The 19,675-nt window shown below is 51.8% G+C and carries 16 protein-coding genes and 3 pseudogenes; 10 read left to right on the forward strand and 9 right to left on the reverse strand.

The annotated features are described in order from the left end of the window. The first annotated feature begins 94 nt into the window (after positions 1–94). Positions 95–706 (forward strand): transposase, encoded by a 612-nt coding sequence (locus EBB_RS15675; RefSeq protein WP_192394688.1) that lies wholly within the window; start codon positions 95–97, stop codon positions 704–706. On the opposite strand, the pseudogene EBB_RS15680 reads toward EBB_RS15675, so the two are convergent. Together EBB_RS15680 and EBB_RS15685 are read right to left on the reverse strand one after the other, a co-directional pair. Continuing rightward, positions 632–2,251, reverse strand: a pseudogene (locus EBB_RS15680) (IS3 family transposase). The gene EBB_RS15675 and the pseudogene EBB_RS15680 sit on opposite strands and share 75 nt — an antisense overlap. A gap of 44 nt (positions 2,252–2,295) precedes the next feature. After that, on the reverse strand, positions 2,296–3,300 hold the full coding sequence (locus EBB_RS15685; RefSeq protein WP_223146840.1) for a type I restriction enzyme subunit R domain-containing protein: 1,005 nt from the start codon (positions 3,298–3,300) through the stop codon (positions 2,296–2,298). 108 nt (positions 3,301–3,408) lie between these two features. On the opposite strand from EBB_RS15685, the gene EBB_RS15690 reads away from it, so the two are divergent. Further along, positions 3,409–3,819, forward strand: a complete 411-nt coding sequence (locus EBB_RS15690; protein WP_192394689.1) for a transposase — start codon at positions 3,409–3,411, stop codon at positions 3,817–3,819. A gap of 50 nt (positions 3,820–3,869) precedes the next feature. Here EBB_RS15690 and EBB_RS15695 read toward each other — a convergent pair. After that, a protein-coding gene (locus tag EBB_RS15695; protein WP_192394690.1) for an IS3 family transposase occupies positions 3,870–4,957 on the reverse strand; the annotation gives its coding sequence in 2 pieces (ribosomal slippage) (positions 3,870–4,696 and positions 4,696–4,957; 1,089 coding nt in all). Between EBB_RS15695 and tnpB the strand changes: the two genes are divergently transcribed. The 3 genes and pseudogenes from tnpB to EBB_RS15710 all read left to right on the forward strand — a co-directional run. Next, positions 4,945–5,343 carry an IS66 family insertion sequence element accessory protein TnpB gene (tnpB, locus tag EBB_RS15700; protein WP_306790009.1) on the forward strand — a complete coding sequence of 133 codons (399 nt, stop codon included), beginning with the start codon at positions 4,945–4,947 and terminating at the stop codon, positions 5,341–5,343. The genes EBB_RS15695 and tnpB overlap by 13 nt on opposite strands. Before the next feature lie 31 nt (positions 5,344–5,374). Further along, positions 5,375–6,961, forward strand: coding sequence for an IS66 family transposase (gene tnpC / locus EBB_RS15705; RefSeq protein ID WP_192394692.1), 1,587 nt, complete (start codon positions 5,375–5,377; stop codon positions 6,959–6,961). 53 nt (positions 6,962–7,014) lie between these two features. Next, positions 7,015–7,251 (forward strand): annotated as a pseudogene (locus EBB_RS15710) (IS256 family transposase); the annotation flags it as partial. Positions 7,252–7,513: 262 nt separating this feature from the next. Here EBB_RS15710 and EBB_RS15715 read toward each other — a convergent pair. From EBB_RS15715 to EBB_RS15725, 3 genes and pseudogenes are all read right to left on the reverse strand, one after another. Further along, positions 7,514–8,259, reverse strand: a pseudogene (locus tag EBB_RS15715) (IS5 family transposase). A gap of 132 nt (positions 8,260–8,391) precedes the next feature. After that, positions 8,392–10,281, reverse strand: a complete 1,890-nt coding sequence (gene parE / locus EBB_RS15720; RefSeq protein WP_192394694.1) for a DNA topoisomerase IV subunit B — start codon at positions 10,279–10,281, stop codon at positions 8,392–8,394. Positions 10,282–10,515: 234 nt separating this feature from the next. Continuing rightward, positions 10,516–11,013: a phage tail protein gene (locus EBB_RS15725; RefSeq protein ID WP_192394695.1), complete on the reverse strand. Its 498-nt coding sequence runs from the start codon at positions 11,011–11,013 to the stop codon at positions 10,516–10,518. Positions 11,014–11,669: 656 nt separating this feature from the next. On the opposite strand from EBB_RS15725, the gene EBB_RS15730 reads away from it, so the two are divergent. The 4 genes from EBB_RS15730 (at position 11,670) to EBB_RS15745 (ending at position 15,298) form a co-directional block, all read left to right on the forward strand. Then, positions 11,670–11,903 (forward strand): exodeoxyribonuclease VII small subunit, encoded by a 234-nt coding sequence (locus tag EBB_RS15730; RefSeq protein WP_020484945.1) that lies wholly within the window; start codon positions 11,670–11,672, stop codon positions 11,901–11,903. Further along, on the forward strand, positions 11,896–12,789 hold the full coding sequence (gene ispA / locus EBB_RS15735; RefSeq protein ID WP_192394696.1) for a (2E,6E)-farnesyl diphosphate synthase: 894 nt from the start codon (positions 11,896–11,898) through the stop codon (positions 12,787–12,789). Before EBB_RS15730 ends, ispA begins: the two co-directional genes overlap by 8 nt. A 118-nt stretch (positions 12,790–12,907) precedes the next feature. Beyond that, positions 12,908–14,767, forward strand: a complete 1,860-nt coding sequence (dxs, locus tag EBB_RS15740; protein WP_192394697.1) for a 1-deoxy-D-xylulose-5-phosphate synthase — start codon at positions 12,908–12,910, stop codon at positions 14,765–14,767. Between the two features lie 15 nt (positions 14,768–14,782). Further along, entirely contained in the window at positions 14,783–15,298 is a 516-nt protein-coding gene (locus tag EBB_RS15745) for an adenine phosphoribosyltransferase (protein ID WP_192394698.1), read from the forward strand. Between the two features lie 42 nt (positions 15,299–15,340). Here EBB_RS15745 and EBB_RS15750 read toward each other — a convergent pair whose 3' ends face one another. Genes EBB_RS15750 through hpnH form a run of 3 tightly spaced genes read right to left on the reverse strand, consistent with a single transcriptional unit; the run spans position 15,341 to position 18,137 of the window. Then, complete coding sequence (locus EBB_RS15750; protein ID WP_192394699.1) at positions 15,341–16,360, reverse strand: MlaA family lipoprotein; 1,020 nt, start codon at positions 16,358–16,360, stop codon at positions 15,341–15,343. 21 nt (positions 16,361–16,381) lie between these two features. Next, a complete protein-coding gene (locus EBB_RS15755; protein WP_171696413.1) occupies positions 16,382–16,987 on the reverse strand; it encodes an ABC transporter substrate-binding protein in 606 nt (201 codons plus the stop codon). 46 nt (positions 16,988–17,033) lie between these two features. Beyond that, entirely contained in the window at positions 17,034–18,137 is a 1,104-nt protein-coding gene (hpnH, locus tag EBB_RS15760) for an adenosyl-hopene transferase HpnH (protein ID WP_192394700.1), read from the reverse strand. 439 nt (positions 18,138–18,576) lie between these two features. Here hpnH and EBB_RS15765 point away from each other — a divergent pair, with 439 nt between their 5' ends. Beyond that, positions 18,577–19,668 (forward strand): phytoene/squalene synthase family protein, encoded by a 1,092-nt coding sequence (locus EBB_RS15765; protein WP_192394701.1) that lies wholly within the window; start codon positions 18,577–18,579, stop codon positions 19,666–19,668. The last annotated feature ends 7 nt before the right edge of the window (positions 19,669–19,675 follow it).

Here is a 19,675-nt window from a genome sequence, read left to right on the forward strand (position 1 = left end):
CCAGATTTGACTATTTCTCGGCGTGGCGGAACCAAGGTGTAGTCGGCCTGTTAAGCGGTCACCAAGGCGGCGCCCCAATCAAACTTCGCTCGGAATGGCTCGACACCGCCGAGCGCATTGCGCGCGAATCGCCCTGTACCTTGGCCGAAATCGACCGGCAGTTGCGAGAAATCCATCCCGATGCAGTGACCTTCAGTCTCGATGCCTTGGCACGCCATCTGAAAAAGCGCGGCTTGTCGTTTACTCGTACCCGGTTATCACTGAAAAAAAACGCGACCCCGAACACTTCGATGCCACGCAAGACAACCTGAAACGCTTGCAAGCAGCCGCACTCGCTGATCAATTGAGCCTGTTCTATCTGGACGAAAGCGGTTTTTCCACGATTCCCAATGTGCAAAGAGCGTGGGCGCCCAAAGGCAAACCGCATGTGGCCGATGCCAGTTCGTGCAGACAGCGCGTCAATGTGATTGGCGCCTTGGAATTTAACACCGGTCGTCTTTGGTATGACTTACACGGCCAAGCCGTCAAACGACCACACGTCACTGAATTGATTGACCGGATTGCTCGGCGCGAACAACGCATGCCTCTGACCGGAAAATTTCAAGCTAGTTGTCGCCTCACGGTGAAAATCTTAAGCAGCTATTTTCTCCTGGTTATTAATCTCCTGGGTGGTTTTGTTTTGGGGTTCGGCATGATCGGGATTTAATTTCACGGTATGGACTCTGTTCCAATTCCGAGTGTTTTGGCACCATCGTCGCGGATTTTGGCGGCGGGCGTCTTCATAGAGCGATTTGCGTTGATTCAATAGCGCCTCGTCCAATCCAGCATGGCGTTGGGCCGGCGTCACAAAGCCAATGGCGCTATGTCGGTGTTCGTGGTTATACCAATGTACCAAGTCAGCTACCCACTGCCGGGCGCGGGTGAGATCAGCAAACGGTTTCAACGGGTATGGCGGCCGATATTTCAAGGTTTTGAACAGCGATTCCGAAAACGGATTGTCGTTACTCACCGCCGGGCGACTCAGCGAGGGCATGACGCCGAGCTGTTGCAGTGTGGCCAGCATGGTGGCACCTTTCACTTGTGCCCTGTGGGTATGGGGCTACCGTTATCGGAATGTAGGGTGACTTGCCCAGGTTGTAGGTGTTGGCGCTCAACAATATCCCGCAACAGCTCACTAGCATAGTGGCTGCTTTCTTCTTCAAACACCTGCCATCCGACGATCTGACGACTGAAAATATCGAGGAATAGGTAGAGGTAGTAGAACTGGCCTTTGATGGCCGTCGGCAGATAGGTAATATCCCAGCTGTAAAGCTGATTGGGCGCGGTGGCGCTCAAGGCCTTGGGCTTGGTGCGCGACTGACTAGGGCGTTCACTGCGGCGGTGTTTCAGTTGCTGGGCGGCTTTCAGGATGCGGTAGAACGTCGATTCGGACGCCAGATAAATACCTTGGTCGGCTAGGCGTGGGACAATCTGACTCGGCGGACAATCCGCAAACTCAGCGGAATTGGCCACCGCCAAGACTTCGGCGCGCTCAGATTCCGTTAGCGCGTGCGTCGGTGAGTATTGACGCTGCGATCGTCGATCTTCAGCCTGGGTTTCACCGACTTGCCAGCGCTGCAAGGTGCGCGAACTCAGACCCAGTACGGCACAGGCTTGGTCTTGGCGGGCACCGGCGGTTATCGCTTCGGTAGTAGCATCAATCAGATTTTGGCGCTGTTGCACAGAGGTCATTCGACCTCTCCCCCCAACAGCGCCCGGACCTTTTCTTGTGCCCTGTGGGTATTTGCAGGATCAGCAAGGCAGCGGCTTCAGCCAGGGCTTTGTCCTTACGGTTCAGTTCGCGCTCCAGACGTTGATTCTCGGCTTTCAGGCCGCGCAGCATCAGACTGTCATCGCCACCTGAACGCGGTCGAGCGGCAGCGCAAAAATCGCTTCGCCACTGGACGAGTTGATGCGCAAATAGCCCGCGTTGCCGACACCAGGCATTCAGCGCCTCACCGCTCAAACTATGGCTTTCCTGGAGGGCCAGCAAACGTTCTTCGGGCCGCCAATCTTGAGGCCACTGGGCGGACTTGGCTGTGACAGGACGGTGATCGGTCGAGGAGGTGTGGCTCATCCAGGTTTTTAGGGTATGTATGCTCAGGTTTCATTCATCGGCAACCGTTTGAATGGATCGGTTGCCCCGGCTGTAGACTTTCGCCAACGCTTGGTCTTTGAATGCATCAGAATACTGCTTTTTGGAACGGCTCATGGTTCATCTCAAATTTCAAAAGGAATGGAAATTTGAGGCGACAACTATTCTGACTCAGGGGGGGCCATGGGTTCCAGTTTTTTATAGTCACCCGTTTCCAGCGCTAAATCACGTTTGCCGGTGCGCTTCAGATTGTGGTGGGTCAAGATGACCTTGGATAAATCAATCCCTTCGCGTTCCCGACCAAACTCCAGCAGCGGCAGTAAGCGCCTGTAAAAGATGAAGCGCTTTTCGATGGCGGTGTTGCCGTAATCGAAGATTTGCGATAGGAAGGCATACATCCGCTGGAAGGCGGACATGTCATGCTTGAACAGCATGAGGGCGTCCAGTTCGTTCTGCGCGTCTGCCGCCGCTTTGCCGTCGTCCTTGGCCTTGGCACTATTCAGCTTGTCCTGTGCCGCTTTGTAACGCAGCAACAGCCGAGACACGACCGACTCCAGTGCGCCAGCCAATTCGCTTTGCTTGGCATGGGGATTAAACTCGACCTCCACCACGCGGTTGACTTCAAACTCGTCATAAAAGCCGGCCGCATCTAGCTTCATGCGTAAATCGAATACCAAATGCGGGTCAGTCACATTCGAGAGTTCAGCGGTTTCATAATAGGTTTTAAAGGCGGCGAGAATAATGTCTTCCGGATCGTTGACGAAGTCCACGACATAGGTGGTGTCTTTGCCCTGATGGGCACGATTGAGGCGGGATAGCGTCTGCACGGCGGCAATACCGGCCAGCCGTTTGTCCACATACATACCGCACAGCAAGGGTTGGTCGAAGCCGGTCTGAAACTTATTGGCGACCAAAAGAATTTGATAGTCGTCGGTGTTGAACGCCTCGCAGATGTCTTGCCCTTTCAGGCTTGGGTTCATGGTTTTACTGGTTTCGCTGAACGGGTCTGCGCCGGATTGTGGGTCGTTCACTTCGCCGGAAAAGGCTACCAGTGTGCCAATTTTGTAGCCGTTTTCTTTAATGTATTTATCAATCGCCAAGCGCCAGCGCACCGCTTCCAAGCGGCTGCCGACCACCACCATCGCCTTGCCTTTGCCATTCAACAACGGGGCGACGTTCTCGCGAAAATGCTCGTAAGCGATCTATAGACAGCGTCTATATCACTTGCTCGAAAGGAGCGAAGATAGTGTCCACTTATAATCAGGTGGACACTTATGAAGGAGCACACTACTCGCCGCTTATCGCGCCCATTGATTGCAGGACAAGGGCGAGATGGCCGATGTCTTTATGATCCGGAAGCCAAACGGGAGTTGGTTCGAATCTGTTTGCAACGCGGACTATCAGTTGCCAAGGTCGCGCTGGAACACGGTATCAATGCCAATCTGCTGCGTAAATGGATAGGCTTATACCCAGAACCAGGCGCCTCTGTCCGGAACGGCGCATTAGCGTTGCCGACTTTTGCGCCCGTTTTAGCGCTGGGCGCGGAGCAGCCGGCTAAGCCAGCGCTAAACGTAAGCTTACCCAACGGCATCAGGCTTGAACTGCCGTCTGTCGCATTGAGCGATCTGCCGTTAATTTTGCACACGTTGGCCGAGCTGCCATGTTCCGTTTCGACGCGGGATTAAAAGTCTACCTGGGTAATCCCCCCATTTTGAGCAGAGTCTAAAAGTAGAGGTTAAGCGGCGAGTGCCGACTTTTGTTTTGGAGTGATGCCGCCAATAGCCATGTTGGGCCGTTCATGATTGTAGATCCATAACCAGTGCGCCGCAAAATCTTGAACCTGCCCGATCGATTCAAATAGGTATTGGGCAAGCCATTCGTAACGCACCGTTCGGTTGTAACGTTCAACGTAGGCATTCTGTTGCGGCTTGCCCGGTTGGATATAGTTAATCTGGATACCCTGTTGCTCGGCCCAGGTTTTTAGAGTCTCGCTGATATATTCCGGTCCATTGTCACAGCGAATGGCGTCAGGCTTTCCACGCCACTCGATGATGCGATCCAATGTGCGGGTGACCCGCACAGCCGGTAACGAGAAATCCACTTCAATGCCTAAACCTTCCCGATTAAAGTCATCAATGACGTTGAGCAAACGGAAAGCCCGCCCGTCAGCCAGTTGATCATGCATGAAATCCATCGACCACACGGCATTGATGTGATCCGGGACCGTCAAGGGTTGCGGGGTTTCCCGTACCAAGCGCTTCTTGGGCTTGATGCGCAGGTTGAGTGCCAGGTCCCGGTAAATCCGATAGACCCGTTTGTGATTCCAACGAAAGCCTTTCACGTTGCGCAAATATAAAAAACATAATCCAAATCCCCAGGTACGGTGCGTGGCGGTCAGGCGTAGCAGCCAGTCGGCAATTTCGGCGTTTTCAGTCGAGCGCTTTGACCGATAGCGATAACCGCTCGGGCTGATGCCTAAAGCCGCACACACCAACCGAAGACTGGCCCGCTTGGCCTGAATCAGGGGTTGCGCCATCTCGCGGAGGCAAGATGGCGTTAGGCCTTTTTTTCCAGGGCTTCCTTGATGATTTCGGCCTTCAGCCGTTCTTCGGCATACATTTTCTTCAGCCGCCGGTTTTCGTCTTCCAACTCTTTTAGGCGAGCCATCAGGGACGCATCCATGCCGCCATATTTGGAGCGCCATTTGTAAAACGTGGCAGAGCTAACGCCGTGTTCACGACAGATCTCCGGTACGGGCGTGCCGGCTTCCGCTTGCTTCAATATCGCCAGAATCTGGCTGTCACTAAATCGTGAGGTCTTCATGTAAAACTTCCTTCGTCTGTTACGAGAAAATTCTACTTTTAAACGCTGCTTTTTCAGGGGGATTACCCCTGCACCGGGAGCCGGTGGACGGTCGCAAGGCGATCAATGGTTTGGTTGTGCTGGTTGAGCAGGCATTGGGCTTGAACCCCTTCGAGCCGGCCATCTATGTATTCAGCAATCGGCGTCGGGATCGGATCAAATTGTTGTTGTGGGACCGTACGGGTTTCTGGCTGATGATCAAGCGACTGGAAGCCGATCGATTCTGCTGGCCGAAAGACGCGGCCGTGGTGACCTTGACGGTAGAACAACTCCATGGGTTGTTAGCCGGTATTGACCTGGCTGCGATGCAGCCGCATCCGGTGCGGATCTATACAAAAACCAGCTGAAACAATGACTTAAATCGCGTAAAATAGTGGCATGACGACCACCATCACGCTGTCCACCGAAGACTATCAAGCCTTGTTAACGGACAAGCAAGCCTTAGTGCTTGAACATCAGCGGCTGGCGAATCAATTGCGCTTGGTGACGGTCGAGCGTGATCTGTTGAAAGAACGCGTGGATGCTTTTCTGCATCGTCTGTATGCCGCCAAATCCGAGGCGCGGAGCAATCCCGCTCAGCGTGATCTCTTCCTGAACGAAGCCGAAGCGTTGGCGCCGAACGCCGCGCCAATCGCTGAGGAAAGCACGCCCGAAGCGGTTGAGGTGGCCTGTCACAGCCGCAAGAAACGCGGCCGCAAGCCGCTCGATCCGCTTCTGCCGCGCGAGATTGTGCGCCATGAACTGCCGGAAGCCGAACGCGTCTGCGCGCATGACGGCCATACGTTGGTGGAAATCGGCGCGGACATCAGCGAGCAACTCGACATCGTGCCGCAACAGGTGCGGGTGATTCAGCATCAGCGCATCAAATATGCCTGCCCCTGCTGCGACAACAGCATTCGGGTGACGCCGGCACCGGCGCGCGTCATTCCCAAAGGTTTATTGACCGAAACGGCCTTGGCCTGGATCGTCACCGCCAAATACCAAGATGGTCTGCCATTGTATCGGCAAGCCGCCTTGCTTAGCCGCTTTGGCGGCGATTTGTCGCGCACCACGCTGGCCGCCAGCATGGTGCGGGTCGGTCAGGCGGTGCAGCCCATCATCAATCTGCTGCGCGACCATCTGCTGGAAGCCGATCTGATCCTGGGCGACGAAACCGTGGTGCAAGTGCTCAAGGAATCCGGGCGAGCGGCGCAAACGAAAAGTTATTTGTGGGCACAGATGACCGGTTCCGGGCCGCCAATTCGGCTGTTCAGCTACACGCCCGGTCGTGGCGGAAGTCATGCGCAACCACTCTATGAAGGCATTAAGCCCGGTACGGTCCTGATGAGCGACGGCTATGAGGTCTATAACGGCATCACAACAGCCCGAGGAATAATCCATCTCGGCTGCTGGGCGCATGCGCGCCGCTATTTTGTCGAAGCGGAAGCGGCCATCCCCAAAGCCGCGCGTGGACCGGAATCACTGGCGACAGAGTTTATTGCGGCAATCGGTGAACTGTATGCCATTGAAGCCAGGGCGAAAGACCTGAGCGCCGAACAGCGTCGACAACAGCGCCAACAGTTAAGCAAGCCGGTTTTGGGCAAGATCGAAGGCTTGCTGATACAGCATCTGCATGGGATCATGCCCGGCAGTTTGCTGGGCAAAGCCTTGCATTATCTACCGTCGCAATGGCCGAAGCTAATCCGCTTTGTTGAAAACGGTCACTGGCCTATTGATAACAACCTCTGCGAAAACGCCATACGCCCGTTTGTGGTGGGACGCCGCAACTGGTTATTCTGCGACACGGTGGCCGGTGCTCAAGCCAGCGCGAATCTCTACTCACTTATTGAAACCTGCAAAGCGAACGGCATCGCCCCCTACACCTATCTGGTGGCGTTGTTCCGGCAGTTACCTCTGGCCAAAACCGTCGAAGACTTCGAGACGCTGCTGCCCTGGCAACTCGTCGAACCAAAAACTGCACAATAAACTGCTTCCACTTCGTTTTGAAAATCAATGGCGTGGCTTAAAAGGCGCATACGATCGAATCGAGCTTTGCGACCATTCGCCATCGGACAACGCGGACCAAGAACTGCGTGTCACGGAATTCGCTGCTAGGCCTAGTGTTCCAGTTGGCACTGACCGCCGAAAAAAGTTGGCGCAAGATACGCGGATTTAAACAACTACCGGATGTGATCAACGGCATTCGATTTCAGGATGGCATTGCTGTCATTACTGAGTCGGATAAAGCGGCAGAAAATCAGCAGATCGCCGCCTGATTCAATTTGCCTATACACCAGATTTGACTATTTCTCATCAAATTCCAAATGCAGACAGTATTTCGATTCGAGAATGGATTCGACGAGGATTGTCTTGCCACCATTTGCCTTGATGGCGGGAAATCGGACGATGTTCTTAACAGCTGATCTTTTAAGCTTGCGGGCAGAATTTGTCATTTTTATGCGTATTCCGAGCTTCCATGCTCAAACTATACGCTTTTTATAGGCTTCTTATAAAAATCTTATAGGGGCTGTTGCCGTTTTACATGGGCAACCATATAAAAGCGCAAGCCAAAGCGATGACGCTTTCAAAATTGCGTTTCAGTTTGTCATACCGCGTCGCGATGGCTCTGAAATGTTTCAGCCGCGCAAACACATTTTCAACCAGGTGGCGATACTTGTAGAGGCACCAATCCACAGCATCATTGCCAATGGTTGAATTCTGCTTTCTTGGTATGATTGGCTCAGCACCTTTCTCACGAATTTGAATCCGTAAGGGTTCGCTGTCATAGCCTTTGTCAGCAATCATATAGCTAAGGGAAGCTTCGCCACTAATTCGGGTGCTTCTTTACAATCGTGGACTTCGCCGCCCGTGACCGAGAAATGAATGGGCAGTCCGCAGGCATCCACGGCCATATGGATTTTGGTGGTGTTACCCGCTACCGATTTTCCGATCGCCGTTTCCCGTTCATGGGCTGCGCCGCTACTATGCTGATGTGCTTTCACAATACTGCCATCAATGAATGTCCACTCCAAATCCGGATCCACAACCAGCTCCTGAAAGATACCCATCAGTTTTTCTTGAAGCGACCAGGCATTGAATCGCTTATACACGGCATTCCACTTGCCAAATGTTGCCGGCAGATCTCGCCAAGGACAGCCGATTCGCATGCGATAAAAAATACCTTCTACCGTTTGCCGAAGCGTCGGCTTGTCGTAAATCCTCACGCTCAACAGGATGGCTTTGAATTTATTCCAGTATTCATCCGTAAACATTTGTCGCGGCATAGTTTGCTTGTCTTTTGATTGAAAAGCTCAATCAATCAGGCAGAGCAGCTCAATTTCAAGGTTATCGATCCAAAATGGCAACAGCCCCTAATGTTTTCCTAAATTTTTATAAATTTTCCATAAAATTCACACTTATATCTGCGCGAGATTACCTCTATCTTCCAGCCAACTTTTCCTATCTCCCGCTCGCTTCTTCGCCAGCAATAAGTCCATCTGTTCGCGAGTGTCGTCGTTTTCTTCGATGGTCAACTGCACCAAACGACGCGTATCCGGATTCATAGTGGTTTCCCGCAATTGCGAGGGATTCATCTCGCCCAAACCTTTAAAACGCTGAATGTTGATCTTGCCGGTGAGTTTTTCAGCTTCGATGCGCGCCAACACCCCCAAGCGCTCGGATTCGTCCAGCGCGTAAAACACCTTCTTGCCCACGTCGATACGATACAGCGGCGGCATTGCCACGAATACATGCCCTGCCCTGACCAGCGCGTTGAAATGCTGGTAAAACAGCGCGCAAATCAAGGTGGCGATGTGGTTACCGTCCGAGTCGGCATCGGCCAGGATGCATATCTTGCCGTAACGCAGGTTTTGCAGGTCGTTGCTGTCCGGCTCTATACCCAGCGCCACCGCGATGTCGTGGACTTCCTGCGAGGCCATCACCTCGCCCGAATCGACTTCCCAGGTGTTCAGAATTTTGCCGCGCAAGGGCATGATGGCCTGAAACTCTCGGTCACGCGCCTGCTTGGCCGAACCACCGGCCGAATCGCCCTCGACCAGGAACAGTTCGGTTCTGCTCAAATCCTGACCGGAACAATCGGCCAATTTGCCGGGCAAGGCCGGGCCACTGGTGATTTTTTTGCGGACGATCTTTTTGCCTGCTCTAAGACGCTTCTGTGCGCTAGCCAAAATGATTTCGGCGATCTTTTCGCCTTCCTGCGGATGCTGATTCAGCCACAGGCTGAACGTATCCTTGGCTACACCGGATACAAAGGTCACGCATTCCCGCGAACTCAGTCTTTCCTTGGTTTGCCCGGAAAATTGCGGGTCTTCCAGTTTTACTGACAATACGAAATGGCAGCTTTCCCAGACATCTTCCGGGGCGATTTTCACCCCGCGCGGCAATAAGTTGCGAAAATCCAGAAATTCGCGCATGGCTTCGGTCAATCCAGCGCGCAAGCCATTGACGTGAGTACCGCCTTGGGCAGTCGGCACCAGGTTCACATAACTCTCGGCGATGGTTTCCGGCAAACTGTCCGGCGTCCAAACTATGCCCCACTCCACCGCTTCGTTGCTGGCCGCCATGTTGGCCATGAACGGCGGTTGTGGAAAAATCTCGGCATCGCCGACCCTATCCAGCAGATATTCCTGCAAGCCGTTCTGATAGCACCATTCGAATTGTTCGTCGCTGAGTTCGGAATTTAAAGTAATTTTCAAGCCCGGACACAGTACCGCCTTGGCCCGCAACACATGTTTGAGCTTGCTGACCGACACCCGATTGGAATCGAAATATTTACCGTCCGGCCAGAAATGCACGCTGGTGCCGGTGTTGTTTTTCCCGACCGTACCGCTCTGTTGCAATTCGCTGACCTTATCGCCGCCGGCAAACGCCATTTGATAGACGCCGCCGCCACGCTTGATCTCCACCAGCAGTTTTTCCGACAGGGCATTCACTACCGACACACCGACACCGTGCAGGCCGCCGGAAAATTGATAATTTTTGTTGGAGAATTTACCGCCGGCATGCAATTGGGTCAGGATCACTTCCACGCCGGGAATGCCCTGCTCGGGATGTATATCCACCGGCATGCCCCGGCCGTTATCATCCACCCGCACCGAGCCGTCTTTATACAAAACCACATTGATGGTATCGGCGTAGCCGGCCAAAGCCTCGTCAACGCTGTTGTCCACCACTTCCTGTACCAAATGGTTGGGACGAGTGGTGTCGGTGTACATGCCCGGTCGTTTACGTACTGGGTCCAGGCCGCTTAGTACTTCTATGGCGGCCGCGTTATATTCTTGGGTCATGATGTCTAGTAAAAGGTAATAAGAGAGTGTCGGCTGACCATTATATGTCAGCAACGTGCACCAGGGCGGCTCCGGAAAGCCGGTCCTCATCACCCGGCTCACCATGCCTCAACTTCCGCAAGCGCCATCTGAAATTACCTAAGCGCTGGAAAAGCCCGACCCACGGCGTTTTCCAGGGCGCCGCCACCGATTTTTGACCACAAGCCAACTGTTTGTCGCCAGCCCCTGCTTCGATCAGCGCAAACGTAGAACTTGGTCGGCGGCGAACACGATGGTTTCTTTGCCGGGCGTTGTTTCGTTGAAATCGATCGATGCCGGCCACAAGCCATTGAAGCTCCACTCCGCGATGGGAGTCATCGACTGGTCATAGGCTATCAGCGTCGCATCGACCCGCGACCGGCCCGACCTACCGCTGACAAACTGTTGTCGCCAAGTCCAAAGATCCATCGACTTACTCAAGCCTTTGCTGCAAGTAATATTTTTAGCCGATAAGCGTCCGGGTATCTTAACTGTAAGGTTCTCTCCGCGCGCACTAACCCTGGTTTGCTCCACTTCGTTCTGCGACCCCATGCCTTTGCAATCGGTGAAATAAGTGGTGACCCCGCCGGCGCTGAATTCGTAATAAACCAATGGGGCGGAATTTTCCATGACATTCTCAACGGCGCCGCCACTGGCTGACGAGACCACGACTACACCCAATAAAACGCTGATAAAACGGCTAGTTGTTTTCATGACATATCCTCAAAAAGTTTGATTCGGTTGAGCTTAAACGGCGGCCGAACGGTTCGATAATTTGGTTTAGAAGAAAGCCACCGATCCGATGTTTAAACAATCTGTCGTAAAAATCGATGAACTTCGACTCGTATGAGCAAATGGAATGCCAATTTGCGAAAACCCAATTACCAACAGAATAAATCATTGAATAAAAACAATTATTTTTAAACCGCCATCGACAACCAGAACCGCCAAAACAGTCTATAGCCCACGGCATATCGTTTTTTGCACGAAATATCGTAAAACCTCGAAAGGTTAGTTGGTCTGGCTTGCGGACCGTTCGTACCGAACGATGTAAAAGCTATCGAATAATGGCCTAAGCGGAGAGCGGTTCCGGCGGAAACGGGATAGGGATAATTGCAACGTGACATTTTTGATGAACCACGCTGAGTGTGCAGGTTCGGAGCATGTGAATGGATCGGGAAGCTGGAGCCTAGGAATCCAGGTAAACCCGGGTAACCCCAAAAATGTCACCGTAACTGCAAGTGAACAACTGAGCGAACCGAATTGCTGCCACTAAATCGAAAACAACAGATGCAATCCAAACTCAATGGCAGGGCAATTCATACTATAATGCTTGGTCATTTTTTGAGCACCGCAAGCCACTTTATAATATGTCGAGACGTAAAAGCGCATCCCAATTTGAGGAAGCGATGGAAGAACTGGAGAAATTGGTCGAACAAATGGAACGCGGCGATATTTCTCTAGAAGAGTCCTTAAAATCCTTCGAACGCGGCATCAGATTAACCCGCACCTGCCAGCAAGCCCTGCAAGACGCCGAGCAGAAAGTCCAAATCTTATTAGAAAAAAACGGCCAGCAAACTTTGGAGCCATTCACCGATGAGTAACTTAAAAGCCTATCTTACCGCCTGCCAGAACCGCGTCGAACGGGCGTTGGACGCCCGGCTACCCGGCGAGAACATTCTGCCGCAAACCCTGCATCAAGCCATGCGCTACAGCGTGCTGGACGGCGGCAAACGTACCCGCCCACTGCTGACTTATGCCACCGGCCAAGCCTTGGGCTTGAGCGAAGACTTGCTGGACGCCCAAGCTTGCGCAGTGGAATTTATCCACGTCTATTCGTTGATTCATGACGACTTGCCGGCTATGGATAACGACGATTTGCGTCGTGGTAAACCCACTTGCCACAAAGCATACGACGAGGCCACCGCTATTTTGGCGGGCGATGCCTTGCAAGCATTAGCTTTTGACGTGTTAGCCAACGACTCTGCCATTCAGGCCGGTGCGGAAGCCCGGGTAAAAATGATCGCGGCATTGACCCGTGCCAGCGGTTCGCAAGGCATGGTTGGCGGGCAAGCAATCGATCTGGGGTCGGTTGGCCGCAAACTGACTTTGCCGGAACTGGAAAACATGCATATTCACAAGACCGGCGCTTTAATACGCGCCAGCGTCAATCTGGCTTCGCTATCCAAACCGGATCTCGACGCGGATGTGGCTAAAAAACTGGATCATTATGCCAAATGCATAGGCCTGTCCTTCCAAGTCAAAGACGACATTCTGGATGTGGAAAGCGACACCGCTACGCTGGGTAAAACCCAGGGGAAAGATGTCGATAACGACAAACCGACTTACCCTGCGTTGCTGGGAATGGCCGGAGCCAAGGAAAAAGCTCAGGAATTGCATGAACAAGCCGTCGCCAGCCTAGCCGGCTTTGGTAACGAAGCAGATTTGTTGCGCGATTTGTCGCTGTATATCATCGAACGTACGCACTAAGCGTAGCGAACTGCACGATTTATACTTCTTGCGCCACAATCCTGCCGGTTTTCCGCTTGCATCTACTTGGCTGGCGCGGAATATTGAGACGCAAACATATAAAGGAATTTTTTAAAACATGACAGTCTCTGACTTTCCGCTTCTCAACACCATCCAGACCCCCGCCGACGTTCGGGCCCTGAAGCCAGAACAACTCGAACCGCTGGCCGATGAGTTGCGTCGCTATCTGACCCATACCGTCAGTATCTCGGGCGGTCATTTCTCCGCTGGCCTGGGCACGGTGGAGCTGACGGTAGCGCTGCATTATGTGTTCGATACGCCTTCGGATCAGTTGGTGTGGGACGTGGGCCATCAGGCTTATCCGCATAAGATTTTGACCGGCCGGAAAGAGCGGATGCCGACCATTCGCACTTTGGGCGGGGTATCGGCGTTTCCGTGCCGCTCGGAGAGTGCGTATGACGCGTTTGGCGTGGGCCATTCGTCGACGTCGATCAGCGCGGCACTGGGCATGGCGATTGCCTCGCAGTTGCGCGGGGAAGATAAGAAGATGGTGGCGATCATCGGTGACGGTTCGATTACCGGCGGCATGGCGTATGAGGCGATGAATCATGCCGGCGATGTGAACGCTAATTTGTTGGTGATTTTGAACGATAACGATATGTCGATTTCACCGCCGGTCGGGGCGATGAATAATTATCTGACCAAGGTGTTGTCGAGTAAGTTTTATTCCTCGGTGCGGGAAGAAAGTAAGAAGGCTTTAGCCAGCATGCCGTCGGTGTGGGAGTTGGCCCGGAAGACGGAAGAGCATGTGAAGGGCATGATTGTGCCGGGTACTTTGTTCGAGGAGTTGGGCTTTAATTATTTCGGGCCGATCGACGGCCACGATGTGGAGATGCTGGTTTCGACTTTAGAGAAGTTGAAGGATTTGTCCGGGCCGGTGTTTTTGCATGTGGTGACCAAGAAAGGTAAAGGGTATGCACCGGCCGAGAAAGATCCACTGGCGTATCACGGGGTGCCGGCCTTCGATCCGAGCAAGGATTATTTACCCAAAGCCGCACCGTCGCCGCATCCGACCTATACAGAAGTGTTCGGTACTTGGCTGTGCGATATGGCTAAGCAGGATGAGCGGCTGTTGGGGATTACCCCGGCAATGCGCGAGGGTTCGGGTTTGGTGGCGTTTTCCCAGCAGTTTCCGAAACGCTATTTCGATGTGGCGATTGCCGAGCAGCACGCGGTGACCTTGGCGGCCGGTCAAGCCTGTCAGGGCGCGAAGCCGGTAGTGGCGATTTATTCGACCTTCTTGCAACGGGCTTACGATCAGTTAATCCACGACGTGGCTTTGCAGAATTTGGATGTGTTGTTTGCCTTGGATAGAGCGGGCTTGGTGGGACCGGACGGTCCGACCCATGCCGGGGCGTTTGATTACAGTTATATGCGCTGTATTCCGAATATGCTGGTGATGGCGCCGGCCGACGAGAACGAATGTCGGCAGATGCTGACTACCGGCTTCAAACACAATGGCCCGGCCTCGGTACGTTATCCACGCGGCAAAGGACCCGGGGCCACGGTCGATAAGGCTTTGACCGAGCTCCCTATCGGCAAGGGCGAAATCCGCCATCAAGGCAGCCGGTTAGCGATTCTGGCCTGGGGCAGTATGGTGACTCCATCCGTGGAAGTCGGCAAACAGCTGGGCGCCACGGTGGTGAACATGCGCTTTGTCAAACCGCTGGATGAGGCACTTATCCTGGAAATGGCGAAAAGCCATGATGTGATCGTCACCGTCGAAGAGAACGTGATTGCCGGCGGTGCCGGCGGTGCGGTGAACGAGTTTCTGCAGGCACAAAACATTCTGATGCCGGTGTTGAACATCGGCTTGCCGGATCGCTTTGTGGAGCAAGGCAGTCGCGAGGAATTGCTGACGCTGTGTGGACTGGATACCAAGGGTATCTTGGCGAAAATTCAGGCGGTGTGTGCGTAAACCTAGGGGATAGAAATGGATAGATTGAGAAACAAGATTCGCGACATTCCGGATTTCCCAAAACCCGGCATCATTTTCAAAGACATAACGCCGCTGGTCAAAGACCCGGCAACGCTACGCTTGGCCGTGCACCAACTGCTACATCCGTTTTTGGGTCGCGACATCACCGCAGTGGCCGGTATGGAAGCGCGCGGCTTTATCTTCGGTTCGCTGGTGGCCTGGGAACTGGGCATTCCCTTTATACCGCTCAGAAAACCGGGCAAATTGCCTTACGATGTGCAAAGTGTATCTTATGATCTGGAATACGGCTCGGCGGAACTGGAAGTGCATATAGACGCAGTAGACAGTAACGATAAAGTATTGTTAATCGACGATTTATTGGCCACCGGCGGCACCGCCAAGGCGAGTTGCGAACTAGTCGAAAAGCTCGGCGCTACCGTAGTAGCCTGCGCTTTTGTAGTGGAACTAGACTTCTTACAAGGACGGGAAAAGCTGGGGAGCTATGAGGTGCATTCCTTGCTGCATTACTGAGAAATACTACAGAGACGCCTCCCTGCGTCTCTTCAAACAAATTTAACGGCGCTTAAGCGGTCTTTTTTTTTTACTCATTTGATCCATTTTGTCCGAGGCTTTTTCAAATTCCAAAGCAGCATTATCGAACGATTTGGACATTCTATCGAACGCAGCACTACTGGGCTTTATGCTACCAGGACCTACCTCAATGCCATTTTGCACGTGACCGGGTAGTTTTTTGGCCGTATCAGCTTTTGGTTTTTGCGTCGCGTTAGTTTCTTTAGGCTTTGCTGAAGAAATTTCGCCGACATCGACATCCGCGTCTATGTCAAGATCATAGTCAGTCGAGTTACTCTTGCCGTCATTAATCAAGTTCTTGCGATATTGCAAAAATGACTCACGGGTAAACACATAAGGATCCAACGCTGCTTCGTCGATAAAATTCAACGCGCCTTCGGCATTGGCTCTATCGTTAATCCCTTCCACAATGCCGGTACCCGGCACGTAAGTTCCTGGATTGGCGGCTTTATCGACCACAATTGCCGCGCCATCACGCACAGTAGTCGGACCCAAAACCGGCAACACCAAATAAGGGCCTTGATCAACACCCCAGACCGCGAGTGTTTGCCCAAAATCTTCAACATTGCTTTGCAATCCCAGGTCGCTGGCCACATCAAATAAACCGAGCAAACCAACCGTGGAATTGGTCAAGAAACGCCCGGTATCGGAAGCACCTTGTTCAAATTTACCTTGCAGAACATCGTTCAAAACAACATTGATACCTTTAAGATTGGTAAAAAAGTTGCTGACTCCAGTTTGCATAAAATTGGGCGTTACAGTCTTATAACCATTAGCAATGGGCTTCAGCAAATGCTTGTCCAGACCCATGTTAAAACCATACATGGAGCGATTGAAACCCTCATAAGGATCTTCTGCGTCTGACTTAGCTTTAGACGCTCTGTTAGCATCAACCGGATGCTTATCCGTAGTAGCACACCCGGTTACCGATAATGCGCTTGAAAATAACACCACCCAGAACAGGGATGCCTGGCTGCTGCCTTGATAACGAGGGCTATACATTACTGACGATTCCTAACAAACTTATTGCTTTGCGTAACTTTCAATTTTCTCAGTGATTTTAACGATCAAGGCATCAAAGCCATCACGGCTTAATACACTAGTGTAATCCGATCTTTTCAATGCCAAATCACTGACGCCATCGGCTATTATATTGATAATTTGCCAGCCATCGTCTTTTTTCTTCATCATATAATCGAACTTGACGTCCTTTTCGCCGGGAATATGCAAGTTGGTATGAATCACTACGCCGCCCCTACCAGTCTCCTCTTCAGAAGCAAAGGTAAATGATTCGCCCGAATAGTCTTTAAAGTTATGAGCATACGCCGACACACTGAGCTTGCTGAAAACGCTTTCCAGCTTGTTCTGCTGCTCCGTTGTTAACTCTTCCCATTGCTTGCCTACCACAATTCTGGCGATTTTAGGCAGATCATGACTCTTTTTTACCGCCACATCCAGCTTGTCGTAGCGCCCTTGAAAGCCAAGCTCTTTGCCGGCCTTCATTACGCTCAGCAGCTGATTTTGAAACTCTTCGACAACTTGGCGAGCTGAAATTTCTTCAGCATTAGCCAAGGACGACAGACAGACAAGCACTAGCAAACTAAGACCGAAATACAATTTTTTAAACATAATCGTTATAAAAACCTGTTAATGAGGATGACTTCCTGGGTTCGTCTTAAGACTCTACTTTTACCGGAATATCGGAAATTGCCGATTTTTTGAAAGAAGCAACAAACTCCGGCTGCTTTTCGGCAACCATTTCACCTGAAGTTTTCGGACCGCGCACCGCCGCCCACAAAGCTTTCAATGGATGAGCCAAGGTATCCTCAACCGCCGTTGCTTCATAACCACAATGAGCCATGCAATTAGCACATTTAGGGTTTTTCACCGTGCCGTATTTGTCCCAAGGAGTGTCATCCAGCAACTCTTGAAAAGAATTGGCATTACCTTCGTCAGCCAACAAATAGCAAGGTTTTTGCCAGCCAAATACGTTGCGCGTTGGATTACCCCATGGCGTACAGTCGTAATTCTGATTGCCGGCCAAATAATCCAAGTACAGCGACGAATGGTTCAATTTCCATTTGCGAGTCTTGCCGATTTTGAAAATACCGCGAAACAGGTTTTTAACGTCAAGGCCTTTAATGAACACGTCCTGCTTAGGCGCGCGCTCGTAGCTGAATCCCGGCGCAATAGTGACGCCTTCGACGCCCAACTCCATCGCATAATCCAAAAACTCCGCCACTTCTTCCGGGGTTTCGCCTTGGAACAAAGTACAGTTAACGGTGACCCTAAAACCTTTACCCAAGGCCAATTTGATCGCTTCGACAGCGATGTCGAAAACCCCTTCCTGGCAAACAGAAGCATCATGCCGATCTTTTAAACCGTCCAGATGCACGGAAAAGGTCAAATAAGGCGACGGCGTGTAATCGTTAATTCGTTTTCTTAACAGCAAGGCGTTGGTGCACAGATAAACAAACTTCTTTCTAGCAACGATACCGGCCACAATCTGCGGCATTTCTTTATGAATCAAGGGTTCGCCGCCTGGAATGGACACCATCGGCGCGCCGCATTCATCAACCGCAGCCAAACACTCCTCAACAGAGAGCCGCTTGTCGAGAATATCATCGGGATAATCGATTTTACCGCAGCCCGCGCATGCTAAATTGCATCTGAACAGGGGCTCCAGCATCAAAACCAAAGGATATTTTTTTACACCTTTGATCTTTTGCTTGATCAGATAACTACCTACAGCTAATTGCTGACGTAAAGGAACACTCACAGCATTATTCTCCAAAAACTATCACGACATCCAGCGACCACGGCTGTTACAAAAAAACAACAACCGCAAACCGATAACCATCCTAGAAGTGACACCCGCTGCGGCCTATTTAGACCATCAATGAGGCTCAAGGCGCACAATTAGATGTGGTCAGAATACCACTTTCCAACAACATACTCCAGATAAAATACGCAAAAAACAACAAGAACACGCGCACATTTCCTGAAAGCCACACAAAGCCGCTTAACAACCACAAGAAAGACTAGCCGCCAAAAAACCATAATTATTTTTCTAAAACAACAACAAAGACCAGAAGCTCGGACTCATATGTCGCTTTTGACAGCAGCATTTCGACAAATTTGCCATAAAGCAACATCACTTTGCAAAACACCAACAAACAGTCTATCATTTGGGCAACTAATAGTTAGCCTTGATAAAGATGAACGGATCTCAAACACTAATCAACAATCCGGAGTTGCTCAGACAACTACCCGACGCCGAACTGCAAGCCACCCTACTTGAAGGCGTGTCGCGCACGTTTGCGCTAACTATTCCGCAACTGCCAGGAGAGTTGTATCCGGCTGTGGCGAATGCTTATTTGCTATGCCGGATTGTCGACACTATAGAAGACGAAGTATCCCTTAGCGCCGAACAAAAAAAATACTTTTGCAGCGCTTTTATAGACATAGTCAACACTGGCAATAACGCAGACGTATTCAGCGCCGAGCTAGCCCCGTTGCTTTCAGAGCAAACCATTCCGGCCGAACATAGCTTGATCCAACTGGTGCCTCGCGTAATTGCCATAACCCGCTCACTGGACGCTCCGCAAATCGAAGCCCTGACTTGTTGCGTGGAAACCATGGCGAACGGCATGCCGGTCTATCAAGCGCTGGATTTACATGCCGGCTTGAAAACCCTCAAAGACATGGACGACTACTGCTACTACGTGGCCGGCTGCGTCGGTGAGATGCTGGCGAAGTTGTTCTGCCATTATTCGCCGGAAATCGCCGCGCATCGCGAGGAGCTACTAAGACTCTCAGTCTCCTTTGGTCAAGGCCTGCAAATGACCAATATCCTGAAAGATATTTGGGACGATGCCAAACGTGGTGTCTGCTGGTTACCGCAAGACATTTTCAACGAAACCGGCTTCAATCTGGCCGAACTGACGCCGGCGACCGACGACGAGCGTTTCCGACTAGGCCTGAGCCACCTGGTGGCTATAGCTCACGGGCACTTGCAAAATGCATTAACTTACACTCAGCTCCTGCCCAGCCACGAAACCGGCATCCGCAACTTTTGCCTTTGGGCGCTGGGCATGGCCGTACTGACCTTGAAGAAAATCAAGGCAAACCTTAATTTCAACGAATCGAATCAGGTCAAAATCAGCCGTAATAGTGTGAAAGCCACTATTGTCGCGACCAAGTTGACCGTGCGCAGCAATCTGCTGCTATCCCTACTGTTTAACCTGACCAGCCGTAATTTGAAATCGCCGGATTGGCACTATTCACCTATATCGCACACTGGACAATAAGGAATAA

The organism is Methylomonas fluvii, assembly GCF_014850975.1.
In the GTDB taxonomy this organism is placed as follows: domain Bacteria; phylum Pseudomonadota; class Gammaproteobacteria; order Methylococcales; family Methylomonadaceae; genus Methylomonas; species Methylomonas fluvii.

Excerpts from the sequence above, each read along its gene's own strand:
- EBB_RS15675 (WP_192394688.1), top strand. The coding sequence starts at position 95 with ATGGCTCGACACCGCCGAGCGCATTGCGCGCGAATCGCCCTGTACCTT.
- EBB_RS15690 (WP_192394689.1), top strand. The coding sequence starts at position 3,409 with ATGAAGGAGCACACTACTCGCCGCTTATCGCGCCCATTGATTGCAGGA.
- tnpC (WP_192394692.1), top strand. The coding sequence starts at position 5,375 with ATGACGACCACCATCACGCTGTCCACCGAAGACTATCAAGCCTTGTTA.
- parE (WP_192394694.1), bottom strand. The coding sequence starts at position 10,281 with ATGACCCAAGAATATAACGCGGCCGCCATAGAAGTACTAAGCGGCCTG.
- EBB_RS15725 (WP_192394695.1), bottom strand. The coding sequence starts at position 11,013 with ATGAAAACAACTAGCCGTTTTATCAGCGTTTTATTGGGTGTAGTCGTG.
- EBB_RS15730 (WP_020484945.1), top strand. The coding sequence starts at position 11,670 with ATGTCGAGACGTAAAAGCGCATCCCAATTTGAGGAAGCGATGGAAGAA.
- ispA (WP_192394696.1), top strand. The coding sequence starts at position 11,896 with ATGAGTAACTTAAAAGCCTATCTTACCGCCTGCCAGAACCGCGTCGAA.
- dxs (WP_192394697.1), top strand. The coding sequence starts at position 12,908 with ATGACAGTCTCTGACTTTCCGCTTCTCAACACCATCCAGACCCCCGCC.
- EBB_RS15745 (WP_192394698.1), top strand. The coding sequence starts at position 14,783 with ATGGATAGATTGAGAAACAAGATTCGCGACATTCCGGATTTCCCAAAA.
- EBB_RS15750 (WP_192394699.1), bottom strand. The coding sequence starts at position 16,360 with ATGTATAGCCCTCGTTATCAAGGCAGCAGCCAGGCATCCCTGTTCTGG.
- EBB_RS15755 (WP_171696413.1), bottom strand. The coding sequence starts at position 16,987 with ATGTTTAAAAAATTGTATTTCGGTCTTAGTTTGCTAGTGCTTGTCTGT.
- EBB_RS15765 (WP_192394701.1), top strand. The coding sequence starts at position 18,577 with ATGAACGGATCTCAAACACTAATCAACAATCCGGAGTTGCTCAGACAA.